The sequence below is a fragment of the Pseudomonas sp. HLG18 genome (genome assembly GCF_051903985.1).
Lineage (GTDB): Bacteria > Pseudomonadota > Gammaproteobacteria > Pseudomonadales > Pseudomonadaceae > Aquipseudomonas > Aquipseudomonas fluorescens_BT.
Genome location: NZ_CP195831.1, coordinates 2,201,361 through 2,217,459, shown reverse-complemented (window position 1 = coordinate 2,217,459; position 16,099 = coordinate 2,201,361). Strand labels below are relative to the sequence as shown.

Here is a 16,099-nt window from a genome sequence, read left to right as displayed (position 1 = left end):
TCAGGAATGGGCCGGCTGCGGACGCGGTGCGACGCGCTTGGCCGTCACCCGGTCGCTCGCGCCGGGCTTGAGAAAAATCGTCAGCACCACCGAGAGCATCAGTGCGCCGCTCATCAGCAGATACGAAGCGCCGGGCGAACCGGTGGAGCTGTTGAGGTAACCGACCAGATACGAACCGCCGAACGAACCGAGGGCGCCCATGCTGTTGATGAGTGCCATGGCGCCGCCAGCAACGTTGGCCGGCAGGATTTCCGGCACGATGGCGAAGAACGGCCCGTAAGGCGCGTACATGCAGGCGCCGGCAATCACCAGCAGCGTGTACGACCACCAGAAATGCTCGGCACCCAAGGCATACGAACCGTAGAACGCCACCGAGGCAATCAGCAGCGGCGGCCAGACGAAGCGTTTGCGCTTTTGCAGTTTGTCCGAGCCCCAGGACACCAGCAGCATCCCGATCACCGCCGCCAGATACGGCAGGGCCGAGAGCCAGCCGGCCTCGATCATGTCCATTTGCGCGCCGGCCTTGAGTATCGACGGCAGCCACAGCACAAAGCCGTAGACGCCAATGCTCCAGCAGAAAAACTGCAGCGCCAGAATGATCACCTTCGGCGAGCGGAAAGCTTCAGCGTAGTTCTTAACTGCTTTGATCCCGACCTGTTCGGCGGCGAGAGCGCTTTGCAGATCGTGCTTTTCCCGGTCGCTGAGCCACTTGGCCTGCGCCGGACGATCATCGGCCAGCTTCCACCAGATGAATGCCCAGAGCACCGCCGGCAAACCTTCGATGATGAACATCCAGCGCCAGCTGAAATGCTGCACCAGATACCCCGAAACCACCGACATCCACAGCATGGTCACCGGGTTGCCGAGGATCAGGAAGGTGTTGGCCCGCGAGCGTTCGGCACGGGTGAACCAGTGACAGAGATAGACCAGCATCGCCGGCATCACCGCCGCTTCGACCACGCCGAGCATGAAGCGGATGACGATCAACCAATAGGCGTTGGAAACCACGCCGGTCAGCGTGGCGAGCCCGCCCCAGAGGATCAGGCTGACGAAGATCAGCTTCTTGACGCTGTGCTTCTGCGCGTAGATCGCGCCGGGCACCTGGAAGAAAAAGTAACCGAGGAAAAACAGCGCGCCGAGCAGGGACGACAGGCCCGGTGTGATCATCAGGTCGGCGGCCATCCCGGAGGCGGCAGCGAATCCGTAATTGGCGCGGTCCAGGTACGCCAGGCTGTAGGTGATGAACACGATCGGCATGATGTACCACCAGCGGCGGGTGGCGAGGGTTGCGGTTTTCATGGTCTTGCTCCTGAGCTTGTTGTTTTTGTCGCAGCAGGTTCAATTAATCGGTTGTTTGTACTGGCCCTATCGCGAGCAGGCTCGCTCCCACAAGGGGGCTGAGTTGGAACCCGATCCAGTGTGGGAGCGAGCCTGCTCGCGATTGACGGCCTCCAGTTCAGCCGAAAGTTCGGATCGGGTCGGCAAACCCTCCATGTCGCCACGGCTCTGCACCGCCCGGCTGCCAATCCAGTTGGCGCGTCTGACGGCTTCGGGAAAGCTCTGGTGCTCCAGCAGGGCACTGATCATCCCGACTGCAAATCCATCCCCGGCACCTACCGTATCGACCACGGTTTCGACCGGCACACCGGCAACAAACCCCTGATCCAGGTGCGTGCGGTAATACGCACCCTGCGGCCCGAGTTTGATCGCCACGGCTTCGGCACCCTGATCCAGATAAAACGCGGCGATGTCCGCCGGATCTTCAAACCCGGTGAGCAAGCGACCTTCGCTCAGCCCCGGCAACACCCAATGGGCGAGGGCGGCGAGGCGGTTGATTTCGGTGATCATCTCCCGTTCGCTGGCCCACAGGCTCGGGCGCAGGTTCGGGTCGAATGACACGCTGCGCCCGGTGTTGCGCATGCGGGTCATCAGTTCACGGGACATTTCCCGGGCCGACGCCGACAGCGCTGGCGGAATGCCGGTGGCGTGCAGATGTCGCGCGCCCAGCAGCGTCGGGGTGATCGACTTCGATGACAGATGACTGGCCGCCGAGCCGCGACGGAAGTACTCGACCGTCGGATCACTGCCGTCATCGTTGCGCGACTTGAGCTGGAAACCGGTCGGGTGCGCGTTGTCCACTTCGACATGGCTGCAATCCAGACCTTCGCGGGCCAGGGTTTCGACGACAAATCGTCCCAGGGAATCGGCACCGACACGGCTCAGCCACGCAACGTTGAAACCCAACCGGGACAAACCGATGGCCACATTGCTGTCCGCCCCGGCAATCCGCCTGTGGAACTGATCGACGAATGCCAGATCACCGCTCTGTTCGGCAACAAACATGGCCATGGTTTCGCCGAACGACAGAATATCGATCTCAGACATGAGCAGGCTCCAGGCGGGATTGGCCGAGGCAGGCGAGGGCGGCAACGTGTTCGGTGGTCAATTGCACCAGGTCGTCGCCCTGCAACGGGTATTCGGCGGCGCGCATGACCCCTTGGGCCATGTGCCGCAGCAGTTGTTCCCACAGATGCAGGTCGGTGGCGGCCGGCGGAACCGCTACCAGTTTGCCGTCGGCGCGGCGGGCCACGGCTTTGCAATGCACGTAACCGACGTGGCGGCCCAGCAGTCGAGCGGCACTGGTGGCGGACTGGTCCTGCCACTGCCAGTTGCCGATGTCGAAGGTCATCTTGATTGGCAAGTTGTGTTGCTCGACGGCGGCGAAAAAGCGCTGGAACGGTTCGATGCGACCGCCGTGCAAGGTCTGATCGTTCTCCACCAGCAGTTGCACCGGGCTCTGCGCGAGGATTTGCCCCAGCGCCTGCAGATCGTTGTTGTCGGTGAAGAAACCAAGGGAAACCTTCAGCCACTTCGATCCGAACGCTTCAGCGTTTTGCAGTGCAGTGATGAGTTCGGGATTGGGCCGCGACTGGCCGGCCAGCCACAGTTCGGTGGGCGAGGAATAGATACTTTGCAGGCCTTCGGCTTGTGTGGCGGCGGCGAGTTGTTCGGGGACTTCGATGGTCAGCAGTTCTTCGCGCCATTCGATGCGATGGGCACCGGCAGCGGCCAACACCTCGATGAAAGAGCCTTGACCACGGCGGCGCACAAGGTCGGCGCCGTAGCTGGAAAGGCTGATGGAAACGGCGGGTTTATTCATTGTTATCTACCTCTGAAACCGGTTTCATTTTTGTTCAAAAAAAATCATCAAGTTGTGCATTGCTCTTTCGGGTCCCTTCGCGGGCTTGCCCGCGAAGAGGCCATGTCAGTCACCACAAAATCCACGGGTCGAACCGCGCTCAATGAGCAACGGTGCAAAATCCAGCGTCCGCGCCGCTTCATCATCCCCACGCAAGCGCTTGAGCAAGCATTCAAATGCCTGTGCCCCGATCTCGGCGGTTGGCTGGGCGAGGGCGGTGATCCCGCTGCCCACCAGCGGGTACCAGTCCAGATCATCCAGCGCGATCAGCCCGACATCCTCGAACAACCGGCAGCCGATCTCGCGCAGCGCCAGGGTGCAAGCCAGCGCCGCCACGCCATTGGCGCAGAACAGGGCTTTAGGGCCCGAATCAGGTGTGTTTAAAAAGGTTTGAAGGTCTTTGGCAAGACTCGGGCCGGTTTCCAGTACAGCGCCACGGATGTCCTCGCGCTGGCCAATCTGCTGCTGAAAACCGCTGACCCGCTCGACCCGCGAGCTGGTGCCGTCGTACGGTTCCGTCACCAGCAGTACATCGCGATAGCCGCGTTGCTGAAGATGTTCGAGCGCCATCTCGATGGCTTGCGGGTTATTCAGCCCGACCATGTCGCTGTCGAGCCCATCGACCTTGCGATCCACCAGCACCAGCGGCATTTCCCGCTTCAGCTCATCCAGTTCATCCCGGTGGTGGCCCAGGGTGTTCACGATCAGCCCTTCGATGTTGTACGAGCGCAACAGCGCCAGATGCTGGCGTTCCTGCTCGTCATCGCGATCGGTATTGCACACCACCAGGCTGTAACCGTGCCGGCGGCAGGCGGTTTCCACGCCGTGCATCACGGCAATCGAATAGGGGTTGCGGATATCGGCCACCAGCATGCCGATCAGGCGGGTGCGACCGCGTTTCAGGCCTCGGGCCATTTGATTGGGACGGTAGCCGAGTTCGGCAATCGCCTGCTCGATGCGCTGGGCAATGGCATCGGAGAGCAGGGCGCGGTCATCGCCGATAAAGCGAGAGACGCTGGCCTTGGACACGCCAGCGTGTTCGGCAACGTCGAGCATGGTGACGCGGCTGCGCTGGGCGGCGGAGAAATCGTTCACGGTCTGAAACCTTGTTATTGGATTTGTCAGGTCAGATTATCTGTATCTGAAACCGGTTTCAGGAAACACCAGAAGCGATTGGGTCGTCAAGTGAATGATCGGAGGAAAACCCTAAGTCACCGACAAGTGGCGCTCGAGGATGAGCTAGATATCAGCCGAACAACCCGGCCGCAATGTTGATCGAGAACCCGAGAATGGCAGTGTTGAATACAAAGCCGATCAACGACTGTGCCAGCACGATCTTGCGTATTTCTCGGGTGGCCACGCCGACATCCGCCGTCTGCACAGCGACGCCGATGGTGAACGAGAAGTACAGAAAGTCCCAATAGTTGGGCGTTGTCAGGCCTTCGGCAAAACGCAGCGCCGGCTCCTTGCCGTCCCAGGTATAAAACAGCCTGGCGTAGTGGACACTGAAAATGACCCCGATCAGCAACCATGAGCCAATCACCGTCAACGCGGTAAAGCCGTAGTGCAGGAGCTTGTGGGAAGTTTGCAGGTCCTTGCTGCCGACCAGTTCCAGGGTGATGGCCGCCAGACTGGCCAGCGCCGCGATACACACCACGAACAACACCAGTCCGGCGTTTTCGTCCTCGACTTCGGCGATGCGTCTGACGTCCGGTGCTTTCGCGCGAGCTGTCAGCCAGAACATCAGGAGCAGATAGGTCCAGACGCCGGCGTTCCAGCCAATGAGGGTTTTGCTGATGACGGAGTCGGCAGGGACCAGCAGGCCGACTGCAAGACCGAATAATGCGGCGGCGGAAAGGCGAGGGTGGGTGCGGGCGAGGAAGCGCATGGGAACTCGATGGGCCAGGGTGTGCAGACACCTTAGCCCAGCGCGGCGACCTGTGGCCACCGCGCCGGAACCGGTCAATCAATCAGGCTTGGCGAACCTGCGCACAAGCTTGATCACCACCACAAAGAATACCGGCACGAAAATCACCGCCAGCGTCGCCGTAATCATCCCGCCAATCACCCCGGTACCGATGGCTTGCTGGCTCGCCGAACTCGCGCCCGTGGCAATCGCCAGGGGTACCACGCCCAGAATGAACGCCAGCGAAGTCATCACAATCGGCCGCAACCGCAGACGCGCCGCTTGCAATGTGGCATCAATCAGATCGTGACCTTCGTCATACAGGCTTTTGGCAAACTCGATGATCAGGATCGCGTTCTTCGCCGACAGACCAATGATGGTGATCAGGCCAACCTTGAAGAACACATCGTTGGGCATCCCGCGCAACGTCACCGCCAGTACAGCGCCGAGTACGCCCAGCGGCACAACCAGCAACACCGAAGTCGGAATCGACCAGCTCTCGTACAACGCCGCCAGACACAGGAACACGATCAACAGCGACAGGCCGAGCAGAATCGGCGCCTGGCTGCCGGACAAACGTTCCTGCAACGACAGACCGGTCCATTCCTGCCCCATGCCTTTTGGCCCCTGGGCCACCAGCCGTTCGATTTCCGCCATGGCTTCGCCGGTGCTGTGGCCGGGTTTCGGTTCGCCGGAAATCGAGATCGCCGGGTAGCCGTTGTAGCGGGTCAACTGCGCCGGGCCTTGAGTCCAGGTGGCCCGGACAAACGCCGACAGTGGCACCATTTTCCCGGCGTCGTTGCGCACGTGCATTTTCAGCAAGTCATCGACCTGACTGCGGCGATCGCCTTCAGCCTGCACGACCACCCGTTGCATCCGCCCCTGATTGGGGAAGTCGTTGACGTACGAAGAACCGATGGCGGTGGACAGCACGTTGCCGACGTCGGCGAATGAAATCCCCAGTGCATTGGCCTGCTTGCGGTCCACTTCCAGCTGCACTTGCGGCGCTTCAGCCAGGGCACTTTCACGCACGTTCATCAGGATCGGGCTTTTCTCGGCGGCGTCCAGCAGTTGGGTGCGCGCTTCCATCAAGGTCGCATGACCGAGGCCGCCGCGATCCTGCAGGCGGAACTCGAAGCCGCTGGACGTGCCGAGGCCATCCACCGGCGGCGGCAGTACGGCGAAGGCCACAGCATCCTTGATCTGGCTCAGGGCAATGTTGGCGCGGTCGGCAATCGAGCTTGCCGAGTCGTCGCTGCCACGCTGCGACCAGTCCTTGAGCGTGGTGAACGCCAGCGCGGCGTTCTGCCCGCTGCCGGAGAAGCTGAAACCGAGAATCACCGTGCTGTCGCCCACACCCGGTTCGCTGGCGTTGTGCGCTTCGATCTGCTCGACCACCTGCACTGTGCGGTTCTTGCTCGCACCGGGTGGCAGTTGAATGTCGGTGATGGTGTAACCCTGATCCTCGACCGGCAGGAACGAGGAGGGCAGGCGCGCAAAGCACAGGCCCAGACCCACCAGCAACACAACGTAGATCAGTAGATAGCGACCGGTGCGTTTCAGTGCGTAACCGACCCAGCCCTGATAACGATCCGTCAATTGCTCGAAACGGCGGTTGAACCAGCCGAAGAAACCGGTTTTCTCGTGATGTTCACCCTTGGCAATCGGCTTGAGCAAAGTGGCGCACAGTGCCGGGGTCAAGGTCAGGGCGAGGAATGCCGAGAACAGGATCGAGGTGGCCATCGACAGCGAGAACTGCCGGTAAATGACACCCACCGAACCCTGCATGAAGGCCATCGGAATGAACACCGCCACCAGCACCAGCGTGATGCCGATGATCGCGCCGGTGATCTGGCTCATCGCCTTGCGTGTCGCCTCCTTGGGTGACAAGCCTTCGGTGGCCATGATCCGTTCGACGTTCTCCACCACCACGATGGCGTCGTCCACCAGAATGCCGATGGCCAGCACCATGCCGAACATGGTCAGCACGTTGATCGAGAAACCCAGCGCGAGCATGGTCGCGAAGGTGCCCATGAGCGCCACCGGCACCACCAGCGTCGGAATCAGGGTATAGCGGATGTTCTGCAGGAACAGGAACATCACCGCAAACACCAGCAACATCGCTTCGCCCAGGGTGTAGACCACTTTGGTGATCGAGACCTTCACGAACGGCGACGTGTCGTAGGGAATCTTGTATTCCACGCCCGCCGGGAAATAGCGCGACAGTTCATCCATTTTCGCCCGGATCAAGGTCGCGGTGCTGAGGGCATTGGCGCCCGGCGAAAGTTGCACGCCAACGGCGGTGGACGGCTTGCCGTTCAGGCGGGTGCCGAACTGATATTCCTGGCTGCCGATCTCGACCCGCGCCACATCCTTGATGCGTACGGTGGAGCCGTCCGGGTTGGCCTTGAGTACGATATCGGCGAACTCTTCCGGCGTCGAAAGCTGACCCTTGACCAGAATCGTCGCGGTGATTTCCTGACTGCTCGGATTTGGCAAATCACCGATGCTGCCCGCCGAGACCTGGGCGTTCTGCGCGACGATGGCGGCATTGACATCGGCAGGCGTCAGGTTGAAGCCGATCAGCTTCTGTGGATCGACCCAGATCCGCATCGCCCGCTCGGCCCCATACAGCTGGGCCTTGCCGACGCCGTCGATGCGCTTGATCTCGTTCATCACGTTGCGCGCCAGGTAATCGCTGAGCGCCACGTCGTCGAGCTTGCCGTCGCTGGAGGTCAAAGTGATCAGCAGCAGGAAACCGGCGGAGACTTTCTCCACCTGCAAGCCCTGTTGGTTTACCGCTTGCGGCAGGCGCGACTCGACCACCTTGAGGCGGTTCTGCACGTCGACCTGCGCCAGTTCCGGGTTGGTGCCCGGTTGGAACGTCGCCTTGATCGTGGCGCTGCCGAGGCTGCTTTGCGATTCGAAATACAGCAGGTGATCGGCGCCGTTGAGTTCTTCCTCGATCAGGCTGACGACGCTCTCGTCGACGGTCTGCGCCGAGGCGCCCGGGTACACGGCATAGATTTCGATCTGCGGCGGCGCGACGTCGGGGTATTGCGCCACCGGCAATTGCGGGATGGCCAGCGCACCGGCCAACAGGATGAACAACGCGACGACCCAGGCGAACACCGGGCGGTCGATAAAGAACTGCGGCATAGAAGAGCGTCCTGCTTACTGACCAGAGGTCTGGGCAAGTGGAAGAGGGGTGTCGTCGATCTGCACCACTTCGCCCGGACGGGCGTGTTGCAGGCCTTCGATGACAATGCGGTCGCCGGGCTTGAGGCCGCCGGTGACGATCCAGCGGTCGTTCTGTACCGTGCCGAGCTGCACTGGCTGCTGGGCGACGCGCATCTGGTCGTCGACCGTCAGGACCTGCGCCACACCGGCGCTGTCACGCTGTACTGCGCGTTGCGGCACGGTCAGGCCATGCTGGATCACGCCTTGCTCCAGACGCACGCGAACGTAGCTGCCCGGCAGCAGATCGAGGTCCGGGTTGGGGAATTCGCTGCGCAGGATGATCTGCCCGGTGCCCGGATCGACCGTGATGTCACTGAACAGCAGTTTGCCCGGCAGCGGATAGAGGCTGCCGTCGTCCTGAATCAGCGTGGCCTTGACCTGATCCTGGCCGACCTGTTGTAACTGGCCGGAACGGAACGCCCGGCGCAGCTCATTCAATTCACGGGTCGACTGGGTGAGGTCGGCGTGGATCGGGTTCAACTGCTGGATCAGCGCCATGGGCGTGGTTTCGTTCTGGCCGACCAGTGCGCCTTCAGTCACCAGCGCACGCCCGACGCGCCCGGAAATCGGCGCGGTGACGGTGGCGTAACCGAGGTTCAGCTTCGCCCGCTCGACGGCTGCCTTGTTGGCGGCCACGTCGGCGGCGGTCTGCCGGGCGTTGGCGCGGGCGTTGTCGTAATCCTGAGCGCTGATGGCCTTGTCGTCGATCAACTGGGCGTAGCGCTGCTCCTGCAACTTCGCCTGGAACGCGTTGGCCTCGGCCTTGCGCAGGGCCGCTTCGGCGCTATCGAGGTCAGCCTTGAACGGTGCCGGATCGATGCGGAACAGCACGTCGCCTTTTTTCACGTCGCTGCCTTCGCGGTAGGTGCGTTGCAGCACCACGCCGGCGACCCGGGCGCGGACTTCGGCGATGCGCGGGGCGGCAATCCGCCCGCTCAGTTCGCTGCTGATCGACAGGGGGCGCGCCTCAAGGGTTTCGATCCGCACGGTGGCCGGCGGCGCCTGTTCCTCGGCGTTCGAGGATTTATCACAGGCACTCAGCGTCAGCGCCAATGCGATCAGGCCGAGCCCGGCCAGCAGATTCTTCGACATGTACAACCCCCAATATTGATCTGCGCATCCTACGGACAGTCGCAGAGGGTAGCGGTGAAGCTTTGTAGGTGCTGTGTGAAATTGTGTAAGGGTTTTGCTCAGGGACGAGTGAGGGCGTATATCCTTTACGCCTTGAAATTTATTGCGACAGATATGCCGCCTTCGCGGGCAAGCCAGTCGCCACAGCACTTTCTGGATCATCAATGCCCAACATCCTCCTGGTCGAAGACGACACCGCCCTCGCCGAACTGATCTCCAGCTATCTCGAGCGCAACGGCTATTCCGTCAGCGTGATCGGCCGAGGCGACCATGTGCGCGAACGGGCGCGGCTCAATCCGCCGGACCTGGTGATTCTCGACCTGATGCTGCCGGGCCTCGACGGCTTGCAGGTCTGTCGCCTGTTGCGCGCAGACTCGGCGACGCTGCCGATTTTGATGCTGACCGCCCGCGACGACAGCCACGATCAGGTACTGGGCCTGGAAATGGGCGCCGACGATTACGTCACCAAACCCTGTGAGCCGCGAGTCCTGCTGGCGCGGGTACGCACCTTGCTGCGTCGCAGCAGCCTGGGCGAGCCGATGACCGCCAACGACCGCATCCTGATGGGCAACCTGTGCATCGATCTGTCGGAGCGCACGGTGACCTGGCGCGATCAGCCGGTTGAACTGTCCAGCGGCGAATACAACCTGCTGGTGGTGCTGGCCCGTCATGCCGGTGAAGTGCTGAGTCGCGACCAGATTCTGCAACGCCTGCGCGGCATAGAGTTCAACGGCACCGACCGCTCGGTGGATGTGGCGATTTCCAAGCTGCGACGCAAGTTCGACGACCACGCGGGCGAAGCGCGCAAGATCAAGACCGTGTGGGGCAAGGGTTATCTGTTCAGCCGTTCCGAGTGGGAATGCTGATTCGATGTTCAGAATCCTGTTTCGCCTCTATCTGGTGACGATCGTTTCCTACAGCGCGGCGATCTATCTGGTGCCGGATCTGGTGGTGATGGCGTTCAAGCAGCGGTTCGTCACCTACAACCTCGATTATTCCCGTGGCCTGCAATCGCTGATCACCAAGCAGTTTCGCGCCGTGCCGCAGGATCAGTGGCCGGCGGTTGCGGCGTCGATGGACAAGGATTTCCAGCCGCTGCACATCGTCCTCGCCCGTATCGATAACGCCGATTTCACCCCGATCGAACAAGAGCGCCTGCGTCGTGGCGAAAACGTGGTGCGCATCGGCGACTGGGGCTGGCGTACGCTGGCGGTGACGCCGCTGAACGACCAGGTTGCCGTGCAAATGGTGGTCCCACCGGATCCGATGGACGTGAACCTGTTGTACTGGAGCATCAACGTGCTGATCGGCGCGAGTCTGCTGGCGTGCCTGTTGCTCTGGTTTCGTCCGCACTGGCGCGATCTGGAACGCCTCAAGGGCACGGCCGAACGTTTCGGCAAGGGCCATTTGAGCGAGCGCACGCAGATTGGCCCGAGCTCCAACATCGGCAGCCTGGCCAACGTGTTCGACACTATGGCCGGCGACATCGAAAACCTGCTCAACCAGCAGCGGGACCTGCTCAACGCCGTGTCCCACGAATTGCGCACGCCGCTGACCCGCCTGGACTTCGGCCTGGCGCTGGCGCTGTCCGATGACTTGCCGCAAGCCAGCCGCGAACGCCTGCAAGGGCTGGTCGCGCACATCCGCGAACTGGATGAGCTGGTGCTGGAGTTGCTGTCCTACAGCCGCCTGCAGAATCCGGCGAAGTTGCCGGAGCAGGTCGAAGTGTCGCTGGACGAGTTCATCGACAGCATTCTGGGCAGCGTCGACGAAGAACTGGAATCTCCGGAAATCGTCATCGATGTGCTGCTGCATAATCAGCTGGAACGTTTTTCCCTTGATCCACGCCTGACCGCCCGAGCAATTCAGAACCTGTTGCGTAACGCCATGCGTTACTGCGAAAAGCGCATTCAGATCGGTGTGCAGGTTTGCCCGAAGGGTTGTGAGATCTGGGTGGACGATGACGGAATCGGCATTCCGGAAGACGAGCGGGAGCGGATATTCGAGCCGTTCTATCGGCTGGATCGCAGCCGGGATCGGGCGACCGGCGGGTTTGGACTGGGGTTGGCAATCAGCCGTCGGGCGCTGGAAGCCCAGGGTGGGACGTTGACGGTGGAAGGTTCGCCGTTGGGCGGGGCGCGGTTCAGGCTGTGGCTACCAACCCCCGTTTAGCGTTCGTTGATGATCGTTCCCACGCAAACGGTTCGACGCTTCAACGTGGGAACGATCAGTGCACAGCGATCAGCGTGAGATAACAGGCGTCAGTCAAAGCAGTTCAGTGGAATGGATCAGGCCGACCCCCGCCACTTGCATCCGCTCGATCGCCGCCGTCAGCGAGCCGTTCAGATCAATCGCCCGGCATGCATCCAGCACCACAAACGCATTGAACCCCGCGGCCCGTGCATCCAGCGCGGAGAACATCACGCAGAAATCCAGCGCCAGGCCGACCATGTACACCGTGTCGATGCCGCGCTCCTTCAGATAACCCGCCAGACCTGTGGTTGTGACGCGGTCCGCTTCCAGAAACGCCGAATAGCTGTCGATGTCCGGGTTGCAGCCCTTGCGGATGATCAGTTGCGCATGGGGCAGGTTCAATTCCGGGTGGAGTTCGGCACCCCGGGTGGCCTGCACGCAATGATCCGGCCACAGGGTCTGTTCGCCGTAGGGCAGTTGAATCACGTCGTAGGGCTTGTGGCCGGGGTGACTGGAGGCGAACGACGCATGGCCGGCAGGGTGCCAGTCCTGTGCGATCACGACCTGTTTGAACTGGCGGGCGAGATCGTTGACCAACGGCACTATCCGATCACCCTCGGGCACCGGCAATTGGCCGCCGGGAATGAAGTCGTTCTGTACATCGATGACCAGCAATGCACTACGAGGCGTGATCGACATCGGTAATCCTTACTTGGAAAGTCACTGGTCCAGCATAGTACAGCCTGCCTCGTGCGCCTGATCGGGCGAGCGCAATTCAACAGCAATTCTTGATCATTTTCTTCGAGAAAACACCTGTCAGATATGACAGTTGTGGCCTTCGCTGCATGGGTATCTGATGGCAGGCAACGCGATCCTGCAGTGATCAATCCCTTTCGATCCGCTGGCAAAGGACTGAAGACGATGGCCGTCCCTACACTCGTTCAACCTCGTATTCCCGGTATGAAACAACCGGTGTCCGCGCCGCAACCGGTCGATGCCGGACTGCCGTTGGCGCTGACTTATCTCTATCCCGAGGGGGTCAAGGTTTTCATCGAGCCTTCGGCGGGTATGGTTGCGGATGACAGGCTTGTCTTGCGACTTGACGGTGTTGTAGTGGCAACTAAACCGATTTCCGCCGGAGAGGAAAACCAACGAGCGGACCTGTATGTTCCGGTGAAATTTTTGAAGGACGGGCTTAACACGCTGGACTACGGCCTGGAACAAGCCGGCGTCGAGATTGAAACTTCACACCCGTTGCGGGTCTGGTTCCACAGCAAGCGTCCGGGGCTGGTGGATCGTTTTCCCGAGGAGGAGGGGCATTCGGAGCTGAAGCTGAAAGTCGCGCAAGTGGTCCTCGATGAAGGCGTCAATCCCGAACGGGCACGGGAAGGCGTTGCTGTCACGCTTTCCTATCCACTGATGAGAGCTTTCGACAACGTGCAACTTGATTGCAACGGCGTGATCCTGACGCGGCTTGTGACCCAGGCCGACGTCGATAGCGTAGAGCCTTTGGTGATCAGGATCGAGGAAGCGACGTTCATCGAAGCGGGCGACGCGGCGGATTTTTCGTTGAAGTTCACGGTGACCGATTGTGTTGGCAACGGTCCGGACACCGACAATCCGTACTCGGTCGCATTGCCTTTGTACGTCAATCTTTTGGGGCAATGGTACGACCCGCCGATTGTCAGTGAAGACCCTGCCGACGCCGAAGATGACCCCTATACGATCGACCTCGACAAGCTTGCCGGCGGGCCCGCGACTGCGCTGGTGTACGTGTCAGGCAACTGGATGAAAGGTGACGACATTTATCTGGACTGCCGCTTCCATGATGCGACCGGTGACGTGCAGTCATTGACGTTGATCGAGACGGTCAAGAACAAGCCGTTCATGTACACGTTCTCCGTACCGCACGAGTGTCTGGTTGCCGCTTCGGGCGGCAAGGCGACATTCCGATACACCCGGGTAAGTGGTGGTGTACCGCTGGATCGTTCCGAGACGTTGACCGTCCGCATCATTGGCGCCGCCACCAGTGATCTGTTGCCTCCAACCCTGGTCGGGACTGGCTACAAGTTTCATCCATTGGACTTTCCCAACGGTGTGACCGCTCGTGTCGAGTTCCTTGAGGCCCGGGACGGCGATCAGGCTCGTCTGGTGGTCAACGGGGCTCCAGGGCTTGGCTCACCGGTGTTCAAGGCGGTCAACTTCAACAAGAATCACCGTGCCAATTTTGTACTCAAGCCTGAAGTGCTTTTGGCCAATCACGGCCGAACGATGACACTGGGTTGGGAGTTGCTGGGGGCAGGAGGCTCGCAGCCATCGGGCGAGCGGGTGGTCACCGTCCACAGGATCGAAGACGCCGATTGGCACTTGCCAACCCCGGGGTTGCCACAGGCTCTGGATGAAGTGCTCGAACTGGGCGCATTCAAAGGGCACGCTCAGGCAACCTGCAAACCGTGGCCAGGGATGGCTGTGGGGCAGTTACGCTGGTTTCATCTGCGTGGGACCGGTCTCGATGACAAGGACTATGAGATCACGATTGCCAACGGCGCTCCAGTCACGGAGCCGGAAACAACGGCCGGTCTGGACAATGCGCTGATGCGGGATCTATTGCTGAAATTCAAGCCGGAAACCACGGTGGTCCTGGAGCTGAAGGTGGCATTTGACGGTCATCACGACGAGCGCTCCGCCGTGGTTTTCAAAACCCGCGAGTATCAGGTCCTGAACCTGCCGACCAATGTATTGGAGGACTTCACACAGGCACCCGCGCAAGTGGTGACGAAGGGGGGCATCATGGAAACCGCCAACCTGCGAATCAGTTTTGTGTCGGGCAGTGGCGAGTGCGCGATCATGCCACGTGCCGATATCGGCCAATCGTTCGCCGGGCGGGTTGAAGGACAGGTCTTGAGTATCGGTCGCGACAGTAATCCTCCGGAGCCGGTGATCGTCGAGCTGGAGTTGAAAGATGCCTGTTCCTGCGCCAGTTTCTGGCATTTAAGCGTTAACTATGAAGACAGTTTCGTGGAATATCTGTCTGCGGACGGAACCCTGCTTGCAAGCAAGTCTCTCGGCACGTCCTACAGCACGCCACAAAGCGTCTTGCATGAGGCATCGGGGATAAAGTTCATCCGGATTGTCTGTCCGAAGGCAGACTGGTTCTCCCTCGACACGATCAAAGCTGAATATTGATCAGGGTTCGGGCGAAACCATGAAGCTCGGATGTCGGGTTGTATCCGATCAACATCCATGCATGTTCGTGAACGGTCCAGTACACCACATTCATTTTGTGTCGACGCTCCTGCTCCACGGGGAGACTGCCACTGTTCGAGCGCGTCACGCATAGCGCAAGCGGGCCGTATCTGGCGTCCTGATAAACGATTTGCGCAATGGGTACGCCGTCGTATTCGAGTATTTGTGCACGCTTGAACACGGCGCCGGGCAATTTCAGTTTCGCGGGCGACAGGCTCACGCCCAGTCGCGCATCGACGGTTCGCAGCTGCGCCAATTGCGAGGCTTCATCGGTGGGCAGATGTTCGAGGGTCTGGGGCACATACAGCGCCATGTAATCGCCCACCAGTTCGCGCCAGTTGTGCGATTGCTGCGCTTGCCAGGCCAGGAACAAGCGGTCCGCCGCGACACCTGCGAGCGCCACGCCCGCTGCCGCTGCGCCGATGAACCAGCGTCGGCTGAAACCCGGCTTCTGCGGTGACGGCGCGGCATCGAGCCGGGCCTGCAAGCGATCGAGCGGCGCCTGTTGCGCCAGTTCGTCATAGGCGGTCTTGAACGGCAGGTTGCTGCGGCTCAGCCATTGCACCCGTAGGCTCAGGAGCGGATCGTCGGCGATGAGACTGTCGAGGTGGCTGCGCTGTTCGCGGTCCAGTTCATCGTCCAGATACGCCACCAGTTGCTCGTCGGAAGGCGTATTCATTGCCGGTCTCCTGCGGGGGTGTTCGGTACCGCTTGCAGCGGCGGGTATTCGGCCAGTTTCAGGCGTGCGGTGGCCAGGCGGCTCATGACCGTGCCGATCGGCACTTGCAGAATCTCGGCGACTTCGCGGTAGGACAGGCCCTCGACGTACGCCAGATAAACCGTCTCGCGCTGGGTTTCCGGTAACGCATCGACCCGGCGGATCACCTGCGCCGCCATGACGTGGGTCTGCGCGGCGTATTCGCCATCGAATGTCAGCTGGCTGTCGGCGTCTGCTACGCCCTGGCCCTGGCGCACCCGGCGGGCGCGCACTTCGTTGAGCCAGATCGAATGCAGGATACTCAGCAGCCAGCGATCCATGCGCGTGCCGGCCACGTACTGGCCGGCACGCTCCAGTGCCCGCACGCAGGTGGCTTGCACCAGATCCTCGGCCACGTGCCGATTGCGCGACAGCAGCAAGCCGTAACGCCACAGGCGCGCCAGGTGTTGCCCGAGTTCGGTTCTGA

At 61.1% G+C, this 16,099-nt stretch carries 13 protein-coding genes; 3 read left to right on the top strand and 10 right to left on the bottom strand.

Annotated features, from left to right (window positions below; genetic code table 11):
- From ACSPX5_RS10095 to ACSPX5_RS10065, 7 genes are all read right to left on the bottom strand, one after another.
- Positions 1 to 1,299: an MFS transporter gene (locus tag ACSPX5_RS10095; RefSeq protein WP_323160518.1), complete on the bottom strand. Its 1,299-nt coding sequence runs from the start codon at positions 1,297 to 1,299 to the stop codon at positions 1 to 3.
- A gap of 66 nt (positions 1,300 to 1,365) precedes the next feature.
- Positions 1,366 to 2,385, bottom strand: coding sequence for a sugar kinase (locus tag ACSPX5_RS10090; protein WP_323160517.1), 1,020 nt, complete (start codon positions 2,383 to 2,385; stop codon positions 1,366 to 1,368).
- Entirely contained in the window at positions 2,378 to 3,160 is a 783-nt protein-coding gene (locus ACSPX5_RS10085; RefSeq protein ID WP_169430521.1) for a sugar phosphate isomerase/epimerase family protein, read from the bottom strand. The genes ACSPX5_RS10090 and ACSPX5_RS10085 overlap by 8 nt, the downstream gene beginning before the upstream one ends.
- A 105-nt stretch (positions 3,161 to 3,265) precedes the next feature.
- A complete protein-coding gene (locus tag ACSPX5_RS10080) occupies positions 3,266 to 4,294 on the bottom strand; it encodes a LacI family DNA-binding transcriptional regulator (RefSeq protein ID WP_439821602.1) in 1,029 nt (342 codons plus the stop codon).
- A 151-nt stretch (positions 4,295 to 4,445) separates the two neighbouring features.
- Complete coding sequence (locus ACSPX5_RS10075) at positions 4,446 to 5,087, bottom strand: DUF1345 domain-containing protein (RefSeq protein WP_169430519.1); 642 nt, start codon at positions 5,085 to 5,087, stop codon at positions 4,446 to 4,448.
- Positions 5,088 to 5,165: 78 nt separating this feature from the next.
- Positions 5,166 to 8,264, bottom strand: coding sequence for a multidrug efflux RND transporter permease subunit (locus ACSPX5_RS10070; protein WP_439821601.1), 3,099 nt, complete (start codon positions 8,262 to 8,264; stop codon positions 5,166 to 5,168).
- 15 nt (positions 8,265 to 8,279) lie between these two features.
- On the bottom strand, positions 8,280 to 9,437 hold the full coding sequence (locus ACSPX5_RS10065) for an efflux RND transporter periplasmic adaptor subunit (RefSeq protein ID WP_439821600.1): 1,158 nt from the start codon (positions 9,435 to 9,437) through the stop codon (positions 8,280 to 8,282).
- 203 nt (positions 9,438 to 9,640) lie between these two features.
- Between ACSPX5_RS10065 and ACSPX5_RS10060 the strand changes: the two genes are divergently transcribed.
- Together ACSPX5_RS10060 and ACSPX5_RS10055 are read left to right on the top strand one after the other, a co-directional pair.
- A complete protein-coding gene (locus tag ACSPX5_RS10060) occupies positions 9,641 to 10,342 on the top strand; it encodes a response regulator transcription factor (RefSeq protein ID WP_065261627.1) in 702 nt (233 codons plus the stop codon).
- Between the two features lie 4 nt (positions 10,343 to 10,346).
- On the top strand, positions 10,347 to 11,648 hold the full coding sequence (locus ACSPX5_RS10055) for an ATP-binding protein (RefSeq protein ID WP_169430517.1): 1,302 nt from the start codon (positions 10,347 to 10,349) through the stop codon (positions 11,646 to 11,648).
- A gap of 93 nt (positions 11,649 to 11,741) precedes the next feature.
- Here ACSPX5_RS10055 and pncA read toward each other — a convergent pair whose 3' ends face one another.
- Positions 11,742 to 12,368, bottom strand: coding sequence for a bifunctional nicotinamidase/pyrazinamidase (gene pncA / locus ACSPX5_RS10050; protein WP_169430516.1), 627 nt, complete (start codon positions 12,366 to 12,368; stop codon positions 11,742 to 11,744).
- A 222-nt stretch (positions 12,369 to 12,590) separates the two neighbouring features.
- Between pncA and ACSPX5_RS10045 the strand changes: the two genes are divergently transcribed.
- Positions 12,591 to 14,855 (top strand): hypothetical protein, encoded by a 2,265-nt coding sequence (locus ACSPX5_RS10045; RefSeq protein WP_439821599.1) that lies wholly within the window; start codon positions 12,591 to 12,593, stop codon positions 14,853 to 14,855.
- On the opposite strand, the gene ACSPX5_RS10040 is transcribed toward ACSPX5_RS10045, so the two are convergent.
- Both ACSPX5_RS10040 and ACSPX5_RS10035 read right to left on the bottom strand, forming a co-directional pair.
- Positions 14,839 to 15,594, bottom strand: a complete 756-nt coding sequence (locus ACSPX5_RS10040) for an anti-sigma factor family protein (RefSeq protein WP_169430514.1) — start codon at positions 15,592 to 15,594, stop codon at positions 14,839 to 14,841. The genes ACSPX5_RS10045 and ACSPX5_RS10040 overlap by 17 nt on opposite strands.
- On the bottom strand, positions 15,591 to 16,076 hold the full coding sequence (locus ACSPX5_RS10035) for an RNA polymerase sigma factor (protein WP_439822023.1): 486 nt from the start codon (positions 16,074 to 16,076) through the stop codon (positions 15,591 to 15,593). The genes ACSPX5_RS10040 and ACSPX5_RS10035 overlap by 4 nt, the downstream gene beginning before the upstream one ends.
- Between the last annotated feature and the right edge of the window lie 23 nt (positions 16,077 to 16,099).